The organism is Kosakonia sp. BYX6 (assembly GCF_038449125.1).
GTDB lineage: Bacteria > Pseudomonadota > Gammaproteobacteria > Enterobacterales > Enterobacteriaceae > Kosakonia > Kosakonia calanthes.
Genome location: NZ_CP151800.1, coordinates 3,974,940 through 3,992,743, shown reverse-complemented (window position 1 = coordinate 3,992,743; position 17,804 = coordinate 3,974,940). Strand labels below are relative to the sequence as shown.

The window sequence follows — 17,804 nt, the reverse complement described above, 5'->3', positions numbered from 1 at the left end:
GGATTGTGATCGTGACCCAGGACGCTGATTTGGTGATTTTCACCACAGCAGTTGAGCCGCCTTGTCGCGGCTGATGGCCCAAATTGTGGGCAAACTAATAGGAATGACATCGATGACTATGACAAAGCTTAATCTTTCCAAGACGCTGCTGGCTGTCGCACTGGGCTCTGTTCTGGTAAGTGGTTCTGCCCTGGCGGCGGAAACGACGACCGACAAAGCGCAAAACGCGGCTTCGAACGCAGGGGATAAAATTGATAGCTCAATGAATAAAGTCGGTGGGTTCATGGACGACAGTGCTATCACCGCGAAGGTAAAAGCGGCATTGGTTGATCATGAAAGCATCAAAAGCACTGACATTTCCGTGAAAACGGACAAAAAAGTGGTCACGCTGAGCGGCTTTGTCGAAAGCCAGTCGCAGGCTGAACAGGCCGTTTCCGTTGCAAAAGGTGTGGAAGGCGTAGCCTCCGTTAGCGACAAGCTGCATGTGCGTGACGGCAAATCAGAGTCAATGAAAGGTTATGCGGGTGATACCGCAACAACGAGCGAAATCAAAGCGAAGTTGCTGGCCGATGACATTGTCCCTTCCCGTAAGGTGAAAGTGGAAACCACCGAGGGCGTGGTGCAGTTATCCGGTACGGTTGATTCGCAGGCTCAAATTGAGCGCGCTGAAAGTATCGCTAAGGCCGTTGAAGGCGTTAAAAGCGTGAAAAACGATCTTAAAGTTAAATAACAGTTCCTGAAATCGTCAGCGCCCGAAGGGTTCCGGGCGCGACAACAATGCATAGGTAGTTGATATGCAGCAGAAAATAGTATCAGGAAATATCGCGGGTGGGCATCCTGAGCGCCCATCTTCAGCGGTCGACATTAACTATGGTAAAGGAGAGTCTTATGTTTCGTTGGGGCATCATATTTCTGGTTATCGCGTTAATTGCCGCCGCTCTGGGCTTTGGTGGTCTGGCGGGGACAGCTGCAGGCGCGGCGAAAATTGTGTTTATCGTCGGTATCATTCTGTTCCTCGTTAGCCTGTTCATGGGCCGTCGGCGTCCATAGCGCAATACACGCTTAAATTTCGGTTACATTAAAGCCAGTCCTCAGGACTGGCTTTAATGTTTCGGCTGCGAAAAATTTGCGCTACTTTGGTGAGCCTCAAACAATAAAAAGGAAAACAGGGTGGGGCAGCATATTCCCATAACGCTCGGCAACATCGCGCCGCTGGCGTTAAAACCATTTCGTCCTGGTCGTCTCGCACTGGTGTGTGAGGGCGGCGGCCAGCGTGGTATTTTTACCGCCGGCGTACTGGACGAGTTTATGCGCGCGGACTTCAACCCGTTCGACCTCTATTTCGGAACTTCTGCGGGTGCGCAAAACCTGTCGGCCTATGTCTGTAACCAACCCGGTTACGCCCGCAAAGTGATTATGCGTTACACCACTACCCGTGATTTCTTCAACCCGGTGCGCTTCGTGCGTGGCGGTAATCTCATCGATCTCGACTGGTTGGTGGAGTCGACCTCGACGCAGATGCCGCTGGCGATGGATTACGCAGCGCGATCCTTCGATGCCGGAAAAGCCTTTTATATGTGCGCCTGTCGCCAGGATGATTACACAGCGGAGTATTTTGCGCCGACGCACCAGACGTGGCTGGATTTGATTCGTGCGTCCAGCGCGATCCCCGGTTTTTACCGCACGGGCGTAGCGCTCAGCGGCGTCAACTACCTGGACGGCGGCGTGAGCGATGCCATTCCGGTGCAGGAAGCGGCAAAACGTGGGGCGTCGACCATTGTTGTTATCCGCACGGTGCCCTCGCAAATGTATTACACGCCGCAGTGGTTTAAGCGTATGGAGCGCTGGCTGGGCGAGAGCAGCCTGCAACCGTTGGTGAACCTGGTGCAGCATCACGAACAGAGTTACCTGGCGACGCAGCGGTTTATTGACGCGCCGCCGGGAAAACTGCGTATTTTTGAGATCTATCCGCCGAGATTGCTGAAAAGTATGGCGCTGGGAAGCCGTTTACCGGCGCTGCGCGATGATTACAAAATGGGGCGATTGTGCGGGCGCTATTTCCTGGCGACGGTCGGGAAACTGCTGGCGGAAACACCGCCGCTGCTGCGCCATACGCCAATTATTACTCCGCCGACGCTTGTGGTTCCGCCTGCTGTTGTGGCAAACGATGCGCTGGACACGCCGTTGGTCAGCGCACCGCAGGCTAACGACATTCCCATTAATAAAGAGGATACGGCGTGAGTTTCCGCTTTATCGATACACACTGTCATTTCGATTTTGAGCCGTTCACCGGCGATGCGGCTGCAAGCATTGCCCGCGCGGGTGAGGCGGGGGTTGATCACATTATTGTTCCCGCTATCGCGGCCCGTTACTTCGAACGCGTTTACGCGTTAGCCCGCCAGCACAAGGCGCTGTATGCCGCGCTGGGGCTGCATCCGATGGTGATAGAAGAACATACTGAACAAAGCCTTGACCAACTGGAGCACTATCTCGCCGCCAGGCCGGAAAAGGTGGTGGCGATCGGCGAAATTGGCCTCGATCTCTATCGCGGTGATCCGCAGTTTGCGCGCCAGGAGCAATTTCTGGAAGCGCAGCTAAAATTGGCGAAACGGTTTGAATTGCCGGTGATCCTCCATTCGCGCCGCACCCACGATAAGCTGGCGATGCACCTGAAAAAGCAGGATCTGCCGCGTACCGGTGTGGTTCACGGTTTCGCCGGTAGCCTGCAACAGGCGCAACGTTTTATCGATCTGGGTTATTGCATTGGCGTGGGCGGCACCATTACTTACCCGCGCGCCAGTAAAACCCGCGATGTAATGGCGCGTTTGCCGCTTTCCGCGCTGCTGCTGGAAACGGATGCGCCGGATATGCCGCTCAGCGGGTTTCAGGGGCAGCCCAACCGCCCTGAGCAGGCGGCCAGGGTGTTTGAAACGTTGTGCGAATTGCGCCCGGAAGCGCCCGATGAGATCGCTCACGCGCTGTTACAAAACACACAACAACTCTTCGCGTTACCGATTTAACGCCATAGGTTTTAATCAGCTATCGAATTTCTCTTGTGTTAGAATTCTAACATTCGCGTCTTCTTCTCCTTCTCATGTAGCCAACCGTGGCTGCGTCCATTCTGAAGTGAGAAAGTTTGATGAATGTCTCATTGCAGTTTTGCAAACATGAATTAAGTTTTCAGTAACTGTGATGGGTGTCGAAGTGTAATTGTGGGTGAATGTTAAAATACTCACAAACCCGAACAGAGAACCGGCTTGTTGCCGTCGGAGAGAATATGACTGATTTAACTGCAAGCAGCCTGCGTGCGCTGAAACTGATGGACCTGACCACCCTGAATGACGATGACACCAGCGAGAAAGTCATCGCCCTGTGCCATCAGGCGAAAACCCCGGTTGGTAACACCGCCGCTATCTGCATCTACCCGCGTTTTATCCCAATTGCGCGCAAAACCCTGAACGCGCAAGGCACGCCGGACGTGCGCATCGCTACGGTAACCAACTTCCCGCACGGCAATGACGATATTGATATCGCGCTGGCGGAAACCCGTGCGGCGATTGCTTACGGCGCAGATGAAGTTGACGTGGTATTCCCGTACCGCGCGCTGATTGCCGGTAATGAACAGGTCGGTTTTGATCTGGTGAAAGCCTGTAAAGACGCCTGTGCGGCGGCCAACGTGTTGCTGAAAGTGATCATCGAAACCGGTGAGCTGAAAGAAGAAGCGTTGATTCGCAAAGCATCTGAAATCGCTATCAACGCCGGTGCCGATTTTATTAAAACTTCGACCGGTAAAGTGCCGGTGAATGCGACCCCGGAAAGCGCGCGCATCATGCTGGAAGTGATCCGCGATATGGGTGTGGAGAAAACGGTAGGTTTTAAACCGGCTGGCGGCGTGCGTACCGCAGAAGACGCCCAGCAGTATCTGGCTATTGCCGATACGCTGTTTGGCGCAGAGTGGGCCGATGCGCGTCACTACCGTTTTGGCGCATCTAGCTTGCTGGCGAGCTTGTTGAAAGCACTGGGTCACGGTGATGGTAAAAGCGCCAGCGGCTACTAATGTGTGATTGCCTGATGGCGCTTCGTTTATCAGGCCTACTGATCCATGTTTGCCGGGCGGAGCTGGTTGCCCGGCCGTATCTTTCCTCAGGGGGTTACCTTGTTTCTCGCTCAAGAAATTATTCGTAAAAAACGCGACGGTCTCGCGCTGAGTGATGAAGAAATCCGTTTCTTTATCAACGGAATTCGCGATAACACCGTTTCTGAAGGGCAGATTGCCGCTCTTGCCATGACCATTTTCTTCCACGATATGACCATGCCGGAGCGCGTTTCACTGACGATGGCAATGCGGGATTCCGGTACGGTTCTCGACTGGAAAAGCCTCAATCTCAATGGCCCGGTCGTTGATAAACACTCAACCGGCGGTGTGGGCGATGTGACCTCGCTGATGCTCGGCCCAATGGTGGCGGCCTGCGGCGGCTATATTCCGATGATTTCCGGGCGCGGCCTTGGCCATACTGGCGGCACGCTCGACAAATTGGAAGCGATCCCGGGCTTTGACATCTTCCCGGACGACAACCGTTTCCGCGAGATTATTAAAGACGTGGGTGTGGCGATTATCGGCCAGACCAACTCGCTTGCGCCGGCGGATAAACGCTTCTATGCCACCCGCGACATTACTGCGACAGTGGACTCCATTCCACTGATCACCGCCTCGATTCTTGCCAAGAAACTGGCTGAAGGCCTTGATGCGCTGGTGATGGATGTGAAAGTGGGCAGCGGCGCATTTATGCCAACCTACGCGCTTTCTGAACAGCTCGCGGAAGCGATTGTTGGTGTGGCGAATGGCGCAGGTGTACGCACCACGGCGCTGCTGACCGATATGAATCAGGTGCTGGCTTCCAGCGCGGGCAACGCGGTCGAAGTGCGCGAAGCGGTGCAGTTCCTCACCGGTGAATACCGTAATCCGCGTCTGTTTGATGTCACCATGGCGCTGTGCGTGGAGATGCTGATCTCCGGCAAACTGGCTAAAGATGACGGCGAAGCGCGGGCAAAATTGCAGGCGGTGCTGGATAACGGCAAAGCGGCGGAGATCTTTGGGCGCATGGTTGCCGCGCAAAAAGGCCCGACCGATTTTGTCGAAAATTACGATAACTACCTGCCGACCGCGACGCTCAGCAAAGCGGTGTACGCCGATGATGAAGGCTTTATCAGCGCCATGGATACGCGTGCGCTGGGCATGGCGGTAGTTTCCATGGGTGGAGGTCGTCGCCAGGCGACAGACAGCATCGATTACAGCGTTGGTTTTACCGATATGGCGCGTCTGGGCGAGCGTGTAGACGGTCAACGCCCGCTGGCCATTATTCATGCGAAAGATGAAGCCAGCTGGCAGGACGCCGCGCAAGCGGTGAAAGCCGCTATCACAATGATCGACAGCGCACCAAAAGAGACAGCGACGGTCTACCGCCGAATTACTGAATAACGGTATACTGATCTGATCGCTTTTTTCAAAGCACAAGGTACGGAGAACATATGAAACGTGCATTTATTATGGTGCTGGACTCCTTCGGCATCGGCGCGACTGAAGACGCGGAGCGTTTTGGCGACGTGGGTTCCGATACCCTCGGCCATATTGCGCAAGCCTGTGCGAAAGGTGAAGCAGACATCGGGCGTAAAGGTCCGCTGAATTTACCGAATCTGACCCGCCTGGGTCTGGCGAAAGCGCACGAAGGCGCGACCGGTTTTATTCCTGCCGGTATGGACGCCAATGCTGAAATCACCGGGGCTTACGCGTGGGCGCATGAGCTCTCTTCCGGTAAAGATACGCCGTCAGGTCACTGGGAAATCGCCGGTGTGCCTGTGCTGTTCGACTGGGGATATTTTAGCGACACTGAAAACAGCTTCCCGCAGGAACTGCTGGATAAGCTGGTGAAACGCGCAAACCTGCCGGGTTATCTTGGCAACTGCCACTCTTCCGGCACCGTGATCCTCGATCAGCTTGGCGAAGAACACATGAAAACCGGCAAACCGATTTTCTACACGTCTGCGGATTCTGTATTCCAGATTGCCTGCCATGAAGAGACGTACGGTCTGGACAAACTGTATGAGCTGTGTGAAATCGCCCGTGAAGAGCTGACCGAAGGCGGCTACAACATTGGCCGCGTGATTGCGCGTCCGTTTGTGGGTGACAAAGCCGGCAATTTCCAGCGCACTGGTAACCGTCATGACCTGGCCGTTGAGCCGCCGTCGGCGACCGTGCTGCAAAAACTGGTGGAAGAGAAAGACGGCCACGTCGTTTCCGTCGGCAAAATCGCGGATATCTATGCCAACTGCGGTATCACCAAAAAAGTGAAAGCCACCGGCCTGGATGCGCTGTTTGACGCGACGGTGAAAGAGATGAAAGAAGCCGGTGATAAGACAATTGTCTTTACCAACTTCGTCGATTTTGACTCATCATGGGGGCATCGCCGCGACGTCGCGGGTTACGCAGGTGGTCTGGAGTTGTTCGACCGTCGTCTGCCGGAACTGATGGAACTGGTGGGTGAAGACGATATCCTGATCCTGACGGCTGACCACGGTTGCGATCCGACCTGGAAAGGCACCGATCACACGCGCGAGCACATTCCGGTGCTGGTTTACGGCCCGAAAGTTAAACCGGGTTCGCTGGGCCACCGTGAAACCTTCGCGGATATTGGTCAGACAATCGCCAAATACTACGGCGTGTCTGATATGGACTATGGCAAAGCCATGTTCTGATGATTTTGGGCGGGGGCTTTCCCGCCCTTTCTGTTCTCACGACATAAAGGAATTAACGATGGCAACCCCACATATCAATGCAGAAATGGGCGATTTCGCGGACGTAGTGCTGATGCCGGGCGATCCGCTGCGTGCTAAACACATTGCTGAAACCTTCCTCGAAGATTACCGCGAAGTGAACAACGTGCGCGGCATGTTGGGCTACACCGGTACGTATAAAGGCCGCAAAATTTCTGTGATGGGTCACGGTATGGGCATCCCGTCCTGCTCCATCTATACCAAAGAGCTGATCACCGATTTCGGCGTCAAAAAAATCATTCGCGTGGGTTCCTGCGGCGCGGTACGCATGGACGTGAAACTGCGTGATATCGTTATCGGCATGGGCGCGTGCACAGATTCCAAAGTCAACCGCATGCGTTTCAAAGATCACGACTTTGCAGCGATTGCGGATTTCGATATGGTGCGTAACGCTGTCGACGCGGCGAAAAACCTCGGCGTTGACGCGCGCGTGGGCAACCTCTTCTCTGCGGATCTGTTTTACTCCCCGGACGGCGAAATGTTCGACGTGATGGAGAAGTACGGCATTCTGGGCGTTGAAATGGAAGCCGCCGGTATTTACGGCGTGGCGGCAGAATTCGGCGCGAAAGCGTTGACCATCTGTACCGTTTCCGACCACATCCGTACCCACGAGCAGACCTCTTCTGCTGAGCGTCAAACGACCTTCAACGACATGATCAAGATCGCGCTGGAATCTGTCCTGTTGGGCGACAAAGCGTAATTGATTGTTGTGCCGGGTAGGTAATGCTCTCTTACCCGGCCTACAAAATCCGCGTAGCGCCATCAGGCGCCTGGCACTATCGCACCGCGCCAGCGATCCACGCGGAAAGCTCACGCAACTCCTGTTCCTGCTCGGGGAAATCCACCAACAGCGCAGCGCACTCTTGTGAAAGCATTTCTGCCCGATACAGGCAGCCCTGCAAACGTGCTGCGAGGGCTTCCAGCGGGGCTGGGTTCAGGCTGTCGGTAAACACTTGCGTGCGGGTGATATGGCCTTTTTCAACATCGAAATGTAGCTCCACGCCACCCCAGGTAAAGCGCTCGTCCAGCAAATGGCTGAACGCAGGAGCCTGGCCGAAGTTCCACTCCCAACTGCTCTGACGGGCAAAGGTTTCGGCGAAATTTGGCAAATCTGGCGTTTTGTCCGGCGAGATAATTTCTGCGTCAACGCGTTCGCCGTAGTGCGCAAAAAAAGCTTCTGTCACCGCCTCGCAGATTTTCTCGTGCGTGATGTCCGGCAGAAGATCAACCAGATTGGCGACCCGTCCGCGCACCGAAGTGATGCCTTTAGCCTGCAACTTTTTCTTATCCGGATTAAGGTAGTTCGCCAGACGGCTAAGGTCGGCATTCAACAGCAACGTGCCATGATGGAAACCGCGATCTTTGGTTTCGCGGTACGCCGAGCCAGAAACTTTGCGATCACCCTCTGAAGTTTTCACCACCAAATCGTTACGCCCGGATGCTTCGGCGGTGGCACCCAGCGAATTCAGCGCATTGAGGACGATAGCGGTGGAGACGGTTTTGTCGTACTCCGGTTTGCCCGCCATAAACGTAAAACAGGTATTACCGAGATCGTGGAACACCGCACCGCCGCCGCTGCTGCGCCTTGCCAGCCGCACATTATCTTCTTCCATGCGCCGGGTATTGCACTCTTTCCACGGGTTCTGCGCCCGGCCAATGACCACCGTATCGGCATTGCGCCAGAGAAACAGTACGCGCTGCGTGGCGGGCATCTGGCGGAAAATACACTCTTCCACCGCCAGGTTGAACCAGGGATCGTAAGAATCTGAGATAAGCAGGCGAAGCGTCGACATAGCAGATTTCCTTTCTATAACATTCGGTTATCTTACCGGGAGTAAACCGGGTTACTCTTTCTTTTCTGGTTCTTCTTCTTCCGGCACGGATTTATTGGCGGTCAGCAGGAAGGGCGACTGCTGCCAGCGGGTGCGTTTGCCCTGTAGCAATGTTCGGGTCAGCACCACGCCAATCGCCAGCGACAGCAGCAACATCAGGCGCAAAATATTGGTGGTGTTATCCACCTGTTTGGCTTCTGTCGCCAGCGTGTGCGTATCAAGCGTCAGGCGTAAATACCCCAGCGGGCCGCTTTTCCCCTGAATAGGCTCAACGATTTGCTGATTGAAATAACCGCCCGCTTTTTTGCCATCCAGAGCCAGGCGATCGCGGACATCAATGCTTTCACCGGATCGCGCCACCAGGTCGCCTTGCGCGTCGTAGACGCCCGCATCAAGAATGCGGCTCTCTTCGGTAAGCTGGCGCAGCACGACACTGATGCGTTTTTCATCCGGCGTTTCGGTACGCATCAGCGGCGCGAGATTCAGCGTCACCTGGCGCGCCAGCGTTCTTGCCAGCTCTTCAAACTGCGGATTACGCTGGCGTTGATGGTTCTGGCTGAACCAGGATGCGCCCTGCATCAGTGCAACCAGCAGTGCCAGGCAGATGAGGACTATCACGGCGCGATGCAGCCGAAATTTAAGTTTTGCGCGAGTCATATTCCACCTGTTGAAAATTTGAGGCTTAATGTTGCCAGAAGCGCTGGTTACAAGGTAGCCTCTTGCGTTATTTTCCCCTCCGATGCTTTCTGGCGCGAACGTTTTTACAGGAGCTTTAATGCCTAACAGTTTGACCTGGTGCGATCTGCCCGACGATGTTTCTCAGTGGCCGGGATTGCCGCTCTCTTTAAGTGGTGACGAGGTCATGCCGCTGGATTATCACGCCGGTCGCAGCGGCTGGCTGCTGTATGGGCGCAGCCTTGATAAACAGCGTCTGACGACCTACCAGCGTAAACTGGGCGCCGCAATGGTGATTGTTTCGGCCTGGTGCGTCGATGATTATCAAGTGATTCGCCTGGCCGGTTCTTTGACGCCACTCGCCACGCGCCTGGCTCACGACGACGGTATGGATGTTGCGCCGCTGGGCAAAATTCCCCATTTGCGCTCGCCGGGTCTGCTGGTGATGGATATGGACTCCACCGCCATTCAAATCGAATGCATTGATGAAATTGCCAGGCTTGCCGGTACCGGCGAAATGGTTGCCGAAGTGACCGAACGTGCGATGCGCGGCGAGCTGGACTTCACTGCTAGCCTGCGCAGCCGTGTTGCCACGTTGAAAGGCGCGGATGCCAATATTCTGCTGCAAGTGCGTGAAAAGCTGCCGCTGATGCCGGGCCTGGTGCAATTGGTGTTGAAGCTGGAAACGCTAGGCTGGAAAGTGGCTATCGCCTCGGGCGGCTTCACTTTCTTTGCTGACTACCTGCGCGACAAACTGCATCTGACGGCCGCAGTCGCCAATGAACTGGAAATCATGGACGGTAAATTCACCGGCCAGGTGCTGGGCGATATCGTCGATGCGCAATTCAAAGCCAATACGCTCAAGCAACTGGCAGAGAAGTATGAGATTCCTGCGGATCAAACCGTGGCGATTGGCGATGGCGCGAACGATTTACCGATGATCAAAGCCGCTGGGCTGGGCATTGCTTACCACGCTAAACCGACGGTGAATGAGAAAGCGGAAGTGACGATTCGCCACGCCGATCTGATGGGCGTATTTTGTATCCTTTCCGGCAGTTTGAATAAGAAGTAGAGGTGATTGTGGCGAAAGCTCCGAAACGTGCGTTTGTCTGTAATGAGTGCGGCGCTGATTATCCACGCTGGCAGGGGCAATGCAGCGCCTGTCATGCCTGGAACACCATTACCGAAGTGCGCGTTGCCGCTTCGCCCACCGTGGCGCGTAATGAGCGCCTCGCCGGTTACGCCGGTAGCGCGGGCGTATCGAAAGTGCAAAAACTTTCCGATATCAGCCTTGAGGCGCTGCCGCGCTTTTCCACCGGTTTCAAAGAGTTTGATCGCGTGCTCGGCGGCGGTGTTGTGCCGGGCAGCGCTATTCTGATCGGCGGTAACCCTGGCGCGGGTAAATCCACGCTGCTGCTGCAAACCCTGTGCAAACTCGCGGAACAGATGAAAACCCTGTATGTCACCGGTGAAGAGTCGTTGCAGCAGGTCGCTATGCGCGCGCACCGCTTAGGGTTGCCGACCGCCAATCTGAACATGCTGTCGGAAACCAGCATTGAGCAAATCTGCATGATCGCGGAAGAAGAGCAGCCGAAGCTGATGGTGATCGACTCGATCCAGGTGATGCATATGGCTGACATCCAATCCTCGCCCGGTAGTGTCGCACAGGTGCGCGAAACGGCAGCTTATCTCACACGTTTTGCGAAAACGCGCGGCGTGGCGATTGTGATGGTGGGTCATGTCACCAAAGACGGTTCGCTGGCGGGGCCAAAAGTGCTGGAGCACTGCATTGACTGTTCGGTGCTGCTCGACGGCGATGCCGATTCCCGTTTTCGTACCTTGCGCAGCCACAAAAACCGTTTCGGTGCGGTCAACGAACTTGGCGTATTCGCCATGACCGAACAAGGTTTGCGTGAAGTCAGCAACCCGTCGGCGATTTTCCTCAGCCGCGGCGATGAAGTCACTTCCGGCAGTTCTGTGATGGTGGTGTGGGAAGGGACGCGCCCGCTGCTGGTTGAGATTCAGGCGCTGGTGGATCACTCCATGATGTCGAACCCGCGTCGCGTGGCGGTGGGGCTGGAGCAAAACCGTCTGGCGATTTTGCTGGCGGTGCTGCATCGTCACGGCGGCTTGCAGATGGCGGATCAGGACGTGTTCGTCAATGTGGTGGGCGGCGTCAAAGTGACGGAAACCAGTGCGGATCTCGCGCTGTTGCTGGCGATGGTCTCCAGCCTGCGCGATCGCCCGTTGCCGCAGGATTTAGTGGTCTTCGGCGAAGTTGGACTGGCGGGGGAAATCCGCCCGGTACCGAGTGGTCAGGAACGTATTTCTGAAGCCGCCAAACACGGTTTTCGCCGTGCCATCGTTCCGGCGGCGAATGTGCCGAAGAAAGCGCCGGAAGGGATGCAAATTTATGGCGTGAAGAAGCTCACGGATGCGCTAAACGTCTTTGACGACTTATAATTGGCTTATGTTTTTTGCAGGAGGCAGCATGTCGTCATTTGACTACTTAAAAACCGCCATTCGCCAGAAAGGCTGCACGTTACAGCAGGTTGCCGATGCCAGCGGCATGACCAAGGGCTATCTAAGCCAACTGTTGAATGCCAAAATCAAAAGCCCCAGCGCGCAAAAGCTGGAGGCGCTGCACCGCTTCCTTGACCTTGAATTTCCCCGTCGGCAGAAAAATATTGGCGTGGTATTCGGCAAGTTTTACCCGCTGCATACCGGCCATATTTATCTGATTCAGCGCGCCTGTAGCCAAGTGGATGAGTTGCATATCATCCTCGGTTACGATGAGACGCGCGACCGCGAGCTGTTTGAAGACAGCGCGATGTCGCAGCAGCCAACGGTGAGCGATCGCCTGCGCTGGCTGTTACAGACGTTCAAATATCAAAAAAATATTCGAATTCATGCTTTTAATGAAGAGGGCATGGAGCCGTATCCGCACGGTTGGGATGTCTGGAGTAAAGGCATCGAGGCGTTTATGACCGAAAAGGGCATTACGCCAAACTGGATTTACACCTCCGAAGAGGCTGATGCGCCGCAGTATTTGCAGCATCTCGGTATTGAAGCGGTGCTGGTGGATCCGGAACGGACGTTTATGAATATTAGCGGTTCGCAAATTCGCGCTAACCCGTTCCGCTACTGGGAATATATTCCTACTGAAGTGAAACCGTTTTTTGTGCGAACGGTGGCGGTTCTCGGTGGCGAATCCAGCGGTAAATCAACATTGGTGAATAAGCTCGCCAATATATTTAATACCACCAGCGCATGGGAATATGGCCGGGATTATGTTTTTTCTCATCTCGGTGGCGATGAAATTGCGCTGCAATATTCTGATTACGATAAAATTGCCCTTGGGCATGCGCAATATATTGATTTTGCGGTGAAGTACGCCAATAAAGTGGCCTTTATCGATACGGATTTTGTGACCACACAAGCTTTCTGTAAAAAATATGAAGGGCGCGAACATCCCTTTGTTCAGGCGTTGATTGATGAATATCGTTTCGACCTGGTTATCCTGCTGGAAAATAATACGCCGTGGATCAATGACGGCTTAAGAAGCCTTGGTAGTTCGGTCGACCGCAAAGAGTTCCAGGATTTATTGGTGTCGATGCTGCAAGAAAATAATATTGAGTATGTCCGTGTTGAAGAAGCGGATTATGACTCGCGCTTTTTACAGTGTGTTGAGCTGGTGAAACAGCTGGTGGGGCCGTAGGCCGGATTCTCTGGCCGGATATGTGTAAGCGCTGTCCGGCCAAAATACATCGGTCGCGGGCTGCTGGCGGAAACTTTCCCAGCGATGATGAACCTGCGTGAGTGCCGCAATTGACCGAAGATTCATTTTTCTCAGCATATTATATTTGTGGGTACTTAAGGTTTTACTGTCCAGTTCGCCGCGGCTAAATATACCTTCCTGAGAGCACGCATTAATCACATAGGTCAGCAGGGCTCGCTCTTTTCTGGTCAGTGGTGATATGTGTTTTTCTGCTTTTCGATGACGCCAGGCTTTATATTTCAGTCTAAGTTTCAGCTCAGTCAAAGTAACGTCTTTTGTTATTTTAAAGAAAGGCTGTAATAAAAAGCGCTCGAATGGTGTTTCGCAAATTAATATCTCTTTTAATATCATTAAGGTCGTAACAATAATAACGTTATTATCGAAATCAAAAATAACGTCATTGTCGTCCATCTTAATGACTTTCTGTTCAATCAGTGTTTGCAACCCATATTTCAGGAATAGGTCCTCCGTGATGATATGCATTGTATCGATCCATTGATTATTTCGTTCGCTCAGGGAGGCGTAATACTAACGTTTGCACTTAGCGTTATTCAATATAGGGTTTATTTTATAAAGGCTAAAACGGACAAACTAAAATAATTATTTATTCAGTGATTAATTCTGTAGGTTTGTGTTTGTAAGGTAATTTGTTTTTAGAGTATTTCTATGGCGAATATGTTGATTGCCGAATATCCATTGCAGATAGCATAAAAACAAAAACACTTTTTTAGGTGTAAGCAGTAGAGGATTTCACTGAGGGTTTGTGGTGAATGAGCGGGGAAAAGCGAATGGGTTTCCCCATTCGCTTGTGTAGCGCTTACTTGGCGATACGTTTGTACTTAATACGCTTCGGCTCCAGCGCTTCCGCGCCCAGCGTGCGTTTTTTGTACTCTTCGTATTCGGTGAAGTTGCCTTCGAAGAACTCCACTTTCCCTTCATCCTGGTAGTCCAGAATATGGGTGGCGATACGGTCAAGGAACCAGCGGTCATGCGAGATAACCATTGCGCAGCCCGGGAATTCGAGCAGGGCGTTTTCCAGCGCGCGCAGGGTTTCGATATCCAGGTCGTTGGTCGGTTCATCGAGCAGCAGCATATTGCCGCCTACCTGCAATAGCTTCGCCAGATGCAAACGACCACGCTCACCACCGGACAATTCGCCGACGCGTTTGCCCTGATCGGTACCTTTAAAGTTGAAGCGGCCAACATAAGCGCGGCTTGGCATTTCGGTGTTGCCGATACGCATGATATCCAGCCCGCCGGACACTTCTTCCCACACGGTTTTGCTGTTGTCCATCGCGTCGCGGAACTGATCAACCGAGGCCAGTTTGACGGTATCGCCAAGGGTGATGGTGCCGCCGTTTGGCTGCTCCTGGCCTGACATCATACGGAACAGCGTCGATTTACCCGCGCCGTTCGGGCCGATGATGCCGACAATCGCCCCTTTCGGTACTGAGAAGGAGAGATTGTCAATCAGTTGGCGATCGCCGTAGGACTTGCTGAGGTTGCTGACTTCCACCACTTTGTCGCCCAGACGCGGTCCTGGTGGAATAAACAGTTCGTTGGTTTCGTTACGTTTCTGGTATTCGGTGCTGTTGAGTTCTTCAAAGCGTGCCAGACGCGCTTTACCTTTGGACTGGCGGCCTTTTGCACCCTGGCGAACCCACTCCAGTTCTTTCTCAATGGATTTACGGCGAGCCGCTTCCTGAGAGGCTTCTTGCGCCAGACGCTGATCTTTTTGCTCCAGCCAGGAAGAGTAGTTGCCTTCCCACGGAATGCCTTCGCCACGGTCCAGCTCAAGGATCCAGCCCGCAACGTTATCAAGGAAGTAACGGTCGTGGGTAATCGCCACAACGGTGCCTTCGAAGTCGTGCAGGAAGCGTTCCAGCCAGGCGACAGATTCGGCGTCCAGGTGGTTGGTGGGTTCGTCGAGCAGCAGCATGTCTGGCTTTTCCAGCAGCAGACGGCACAGCGCGACACGGCGGCGTTCACCCCCGGAAAGATTGGCGATTTTCGCGTCCCAATCCGGCAGGCGCAGCGCATCGGCCGCGCGTTCAAGCTGCACGTTCAGGTTATGGCCGTCGTGCGCCTGGATAATCTCTTCCAGCTTGCCTTGTTCTGCGGCGAGTTTGTCGAAATCGGCGTCGGGATCGGCATACAGCGCGTACACTTCGTCCAGACGTTTCAGCGCGTTAACCACTTCGGAAAGGGCTTCTTCAACGGACTCGCGTACTGTGTGTTCCGGGTTCAACTGCGGTTCCTGCGGCAGGTAACCGATCTTGATACCCGGTTGCGCGCGCGCTTCGCCTTCGATGTCAGTATCGATGCCAGCCATAATGCGCAGCAGGGTGGACTTACCGGCACCGTTAAGGCCCAGTACGCCGATTTTTGCGCCAGGGAAGAAGCTAAGCGAGATATTTTTCAGAATATGACGTTTCGGCGGGACAACTTTGCCGACACGGTGCATGGTATATACGAATTGAGCCACGTTGGACTTCGCCTCTTTGTTTGAGCGTTGTATTTAACAGCGGAGTGTAGCCGTTTTCGCTGTTTAATCCCAGCTAGCCGCGTTCACTGTGTTAAATGGCGCCAGAAAGGTAAAAAAGTGTGTGCAACGTGGCGCGTTAAGGGATGCCCGGTTAGCATTAACTGATTATGCGGCATGATGCTGAAGATAATGTGGAAGACTAAGAGGAAAGAGCTGTGCAGAGAGCTAAACATGCCGCCTGGCGGTTGACGGCGGCCTGCGTTTGTTTGCTGTCCCTCAGCAATGCGGCGCGAGCAGATTCACTGGATGAACAACGTAACCGCTACGCGCAAATCAAAAGTGCCTGGGACAATAAGCAGATGGACGTGGTGCAGCAATTGCTGCCGACGCTACAAGACTATCCACTTTACCCGTACCTGCAATATCGTCAGATAATTGACGATCTAACGAACCAACCCGCGATTACCGTTACGAATTTTGTGCAGCAATATCCGACGCTGCCTGCGGCGCGTACGCTGAAATCCCGCTTTGTGAACGAACTGGCGCGTCGTCAGGACTGGCGCGGCCTGCTGGCGTTTAGCCCGGATAAACCCGGTACCACCGAAGCGCAGTGCAATTACTATTTTGCGAAATGGAACACTGGGCAGGCTGATGAAGCCTGGGCTGGCGCAAAAGATCTGTGGTTGAGCGGCAAAAGCCAGCCGAACGCGTGCGATCAATTGTTTGGTGCCTGGCGCGCGTCAGGTAGGCAAGATCCGCTGGCGTTTCTCGAACGTATTCGCCTTGCGATGAAAGCGGGTAACACCCGGCTGGTGACGCTGTTGGCCGGGCAAATGCCGGCAGATTATCAGACCATTTCGGCGGCGATTATTACTCTTGCCAACAATCCGATGAGCGTGATGACCTTCGCCACTACCACGGGTGCGACGGACTTTACCCGCCAGATGGCGGCAGAAGCCTTTGCAAGCGTGGCGCGTGAGGATGTGGAAAATGCTCGCTTGATGATCCCCTCGTTGGCGCAGGCGCAAAAGCTCAATGAGGATCAAACTCAGATCCTGCGCGATATTGTCGCGTGGCGTTTGATGGGTAATGACGTCACCAGCGAACAAGCGCGCTGGCGAGATGACGCCATTATGCGTTCGCAATCTGTTTCGCTGTTGGAGCGGCGAGTGCGTATGGCACTAGGCACCGGCGATCGTCGTGGTTTGAATACCTGGCTTTCCCGTTTACCGATGGACGCGAAAGATAAAGATGAGTGGCGCTACTGGCAGGCGGATTTACTGCTGGAGCGTGGGCGTGAAAACGAAGCGAAAGAGATCCTGCACGCCCTGATGCAGCAGCGCGGTTTTTACCCGATGGCCGCTGCTCAGCGGCTGGGCGAAAACTATCAATTGAAAATTGATAAAGCCTCCGGCAGCGTCGATCCGACGCTGATTCAGGGTACCGAAATGGCCCGTGTGCGGGAATTGATGTACTGGAAGCTGGATAACACCGCGCGCAGTGAGTGGGCGAATCTGGTGACCAGCCGCAGCCAACAACAGCAAGCGCAACTGGCGCGTTATGCCTTTGACCAACACTGGTGGGATTTGAGTGTGCAAGCCACCATTGCCGGTAAGCTGTGGGACCAACTGGAAGAGCGTTTCCCGCTGGCTTATCAAGATCTTTATGCGCGTTATACCAGCGGGAAAGATATAACCCAGAGCTATGCGATGGCCATCTCCCGCCAGGAAAGCGCGTGGAACCCAACGGCGCGTTCGCCGGTGGGGGCAAGCGGCCTGATGCAACTTATGCCGGCGACCGCCGCGCATACGGTGAAGATGTTCAACATTCCGGGTTACAGCAGCTCCAGCCAGCTTTTCGACCCTGAAACGAACATCACTATCGGCACCAGCTATTTGCAGTATGTCTATCAGCAGTTCGGCAATAACCGTATTTTCTCGTCGGCGGCGTATAACGCCGGGCCGGGAAGGGTACGTACCTGGCTGAATAACAGTGGTGGGAAGTTGGACGCAGTGGCGTTTATCGAGAGCATTCCCTTCTCGGAAACACGCAGCTATGTGAAAAACGTTCTGGCCTATGATGCCTACTACCGTTTCTTCCTGGACGGTGAAAAACCGGTGGTGCTTAACGATGCTGAATGGCAGCGCCGTTACTGATTTGTGTGGTTTATGCTATGCTGCGTACTCTTTCGCGAGTACGCAGC

16 protein-coding genes are annotated in these 17,804 nt (G+C 54.1%); 12 read left to right on the top strand and 4 right to left on the bottom strand.

The window, feature by feature from the left end:
* Nucleotides 1–112 precede the first annotated feature (112 nt).
* From osmY to deoD, 8 genes are all read left to right on the top strand, one after another.
* Nucleotides 113–730: a molecular chaperone OsmY gene (osmY, locus tag AAEY27_RS18715; protein ID WP_342322305.1), complete on the top strand. Its 618-nt coding sequence runs from the start codon at nt 113–115 to the stop codon at nt 728–730.
* Nucleotides 731–888: 158 nt separating this feature from the next.
* Complete coding sequence (locus AAEY27_RS18710; protein WP_007373037.1) at nt 889–1,050, top strand: DUF1328 domain-containing protein; 162 nt, start codon at nt 889–891, stop codon at nt 1,048–1,050.
* Nucleotides 1,051–1,170: 120 nt separating this feature from the next.
* The gene (locus AAEY27_RS18705; RefSeq protein WP_342322304.1) at nt 1,171–2,241 is read left to right on the top strand and encodes a patatin-like phospholipase family protein; all 1,071 of its coding nucleotides are present in this window, start codon (nt 1,171–1,173) and stop codon (nt 2,239–2,241) included.
* Nucleotides 2,238–3,020: a TatD family hydrolase gene (locus AAEY27_RS18700; protein WP_342322303.1), complete on the top strand. Its 783-nt coding sequence runs from the start codon at nt 2,238–2,240 to the stop codon at nt 3,018–3,020. Before AAEY27_RS18705 ends, AAEY27_RS18700 begins: the two co-directional genes overlap by 4 nt.
* 257 nt (nt 3,021–3,277) lie before the next feature.
* On the top strand, nt 3,278–4,057 hold the full coding sequence (gene deoC, locus AAEY27_RS18695) for a deoxyribose-phosphate aldolase (protein ID WP_342322302.1): 780 nt from the start codon (nt 3,278–3,280) through the stop codon (nt 4,055–4,057).
* 99 nt (nt 4,058–4,156) lie between these two features.
* Nucleotides 4,157–5,479 carry a thymidine phosphorylase gene (deoA, locus tag AAEY27_RS18690; RefSeq protein WP_342322301.1) on the top strand — a complete coding sequence of 441 codons (1,323 nt, stop codon included), beginning with the start codon at nt 4,157–4,159 and terminating at the stop codon, nt 5,477–5,479.
* Nucleotides 5,480–5,529: 50 nt separating this feature from the next.
* Nucleotides 5,530–6,753, top strand: coding sequence for a phosphopentomutase (deoB, locus tag AAEY27_RS18685; protein ID WP_342322300.1), 1,224 nt, complete (start codon nt 5,530–5,532; stop codon nt 6,751–6,753).
* A 58-nt stretch (nt 6,754–6,811) separates the two neighbouring features.
* On the top strand, nt 6,812–7,531 hold the full coding sequence (gene deoD, locus AAEY27_RS18680) for a purine-nucleoside phosphorylase (protein ID WP_342322299.1): 720 nt from the start codon (nt 6,812–6,814) through the stop codon (nt 7,529–7,531).
* A 76-nt stretch (nt 7,532–7,607) separates the two neighbouring features.
* Here the strand turns inward: deoD and lplA are convergent, their stop codons facing one another.
* Nucleotides 7,608–8,624 carry a lipoate--protein ligase LplA gene (gene lplA / locus AAEY27_RS18675; RefSeq protein WP_342322298.1) on the bottom strand — a complete coding sequence of 339 codons (1,017 nt, stop codon included), beginning with the start codon at nt 8,622–8,624 and terminating at the stop codon, nt 7,608–7,610.
* A gap of 51 nt (nt 8,625–8,675) precedes the next feature.
* Nucleotides 8,676–9,320, bottom strand: a complete 645-nt coding sequence (locus tag AAEY27_RS18670) for a YtjB family periplasmic protein (RefSeq protein ID WP_342322297.1) — start codon at nt 9,318–9,320, stop codon at nt 8,676–8,678.
* Nucleotides 9,321–9,438: 118 nt separating this feature from the next.
* Between AAEY27_RS18670 and serB the strand changes: the two genes are divergently transcribed.
* The 3 genes from serB to nadR are packed head-to-tail and all read left to right on the top strand — an operon-like array spanning nt 9,439 to nt 13,056.
* Nucleotides 9,439–10,410, top strand: coding sequence for a phosphoserine phosphatase (serB, locus tag AAEY27_RS18665; RefSeq protein ID WP_342322296.1), 972 nt, complete (start codon nt 9,439–9,441; stop codon nt 10,408–10,410).
* An 8-nt stretch (nt 10,411–10,418) separates the two neighbouring features.
* Nucleotides 10,419–11,801, top strand: coding sequence for a DNA repair protein RadA (gene radA / locus AAEY27_RS18660; protein ID WP_342322295.1), 1,383 nt, complete (start codon nt 10,419–10,421; stop codon nt 11,799–11,801).
* Between the two features lie 28 nt (nt 11,802–11,829).
* Nucleotides 11,830–13,056 (top strand): multifunctional transcriptional regulator/nicotinamide-nucleotide adenylyltransferase/ribosylnicotinamide kinase NadR, encoded by a 1,227-nt coding sequence (gene nadR / locus AAEY27_RS18655; RefSeq protein WP_342322294.1) that lies wholly within the window; start codon nt 11,830–11,832, stop codon nt 13,054–13,056.
* Here the strand turns inward: nadR and AAEY27_RS18650 are convergent.
* Both AAEY27_RS18650 and ettA read right to left on the bottom strand, forming a co-directional pair.
* Entirely contained in the window at nt 13,015–13,599 is a 585-nt protein-coding gene (locus AAEY27_RS18650) for a LuxR C-terminal-related transcriptional regulator (RefSeq protein ID WP_342322293.1), read from the bottom strand. The genes nadR and AAEY27_RS18650 overlap by 42 nt on opposite strands.
* 334 nt (nt 13,600–13,933) lie before the next feature.
* Nucleotides 13,934–15,601, bottom strand: coding sequence for an energy-dependent translational throttle protein EttA (gene ettA / locus AAEY27_RS18645; RefSeq protein WP_342322292.1), 1,668 nt, complete (start codon nt 15,599–15,601; stop codon nt 13,934–13,936).
* A 215-nt stretch (nt 15,602–15,816) separates the two neighbouring features.
* Between ettA and sltY the strand changes: the two genes are divergently transcribed.
* Complete coding sequence (sltY, locus tag AAEY27_RS18640) at nt 15,817–17,757, top strand: murein transglycosylase (protein WP_342322291.1); 1,941 nt, start codon at nt 15,817–15,819, stop codon at nt 17,755–17,757.
* Nucleotides 17,758–17,804: the final 47 nt, after the last annotated feature.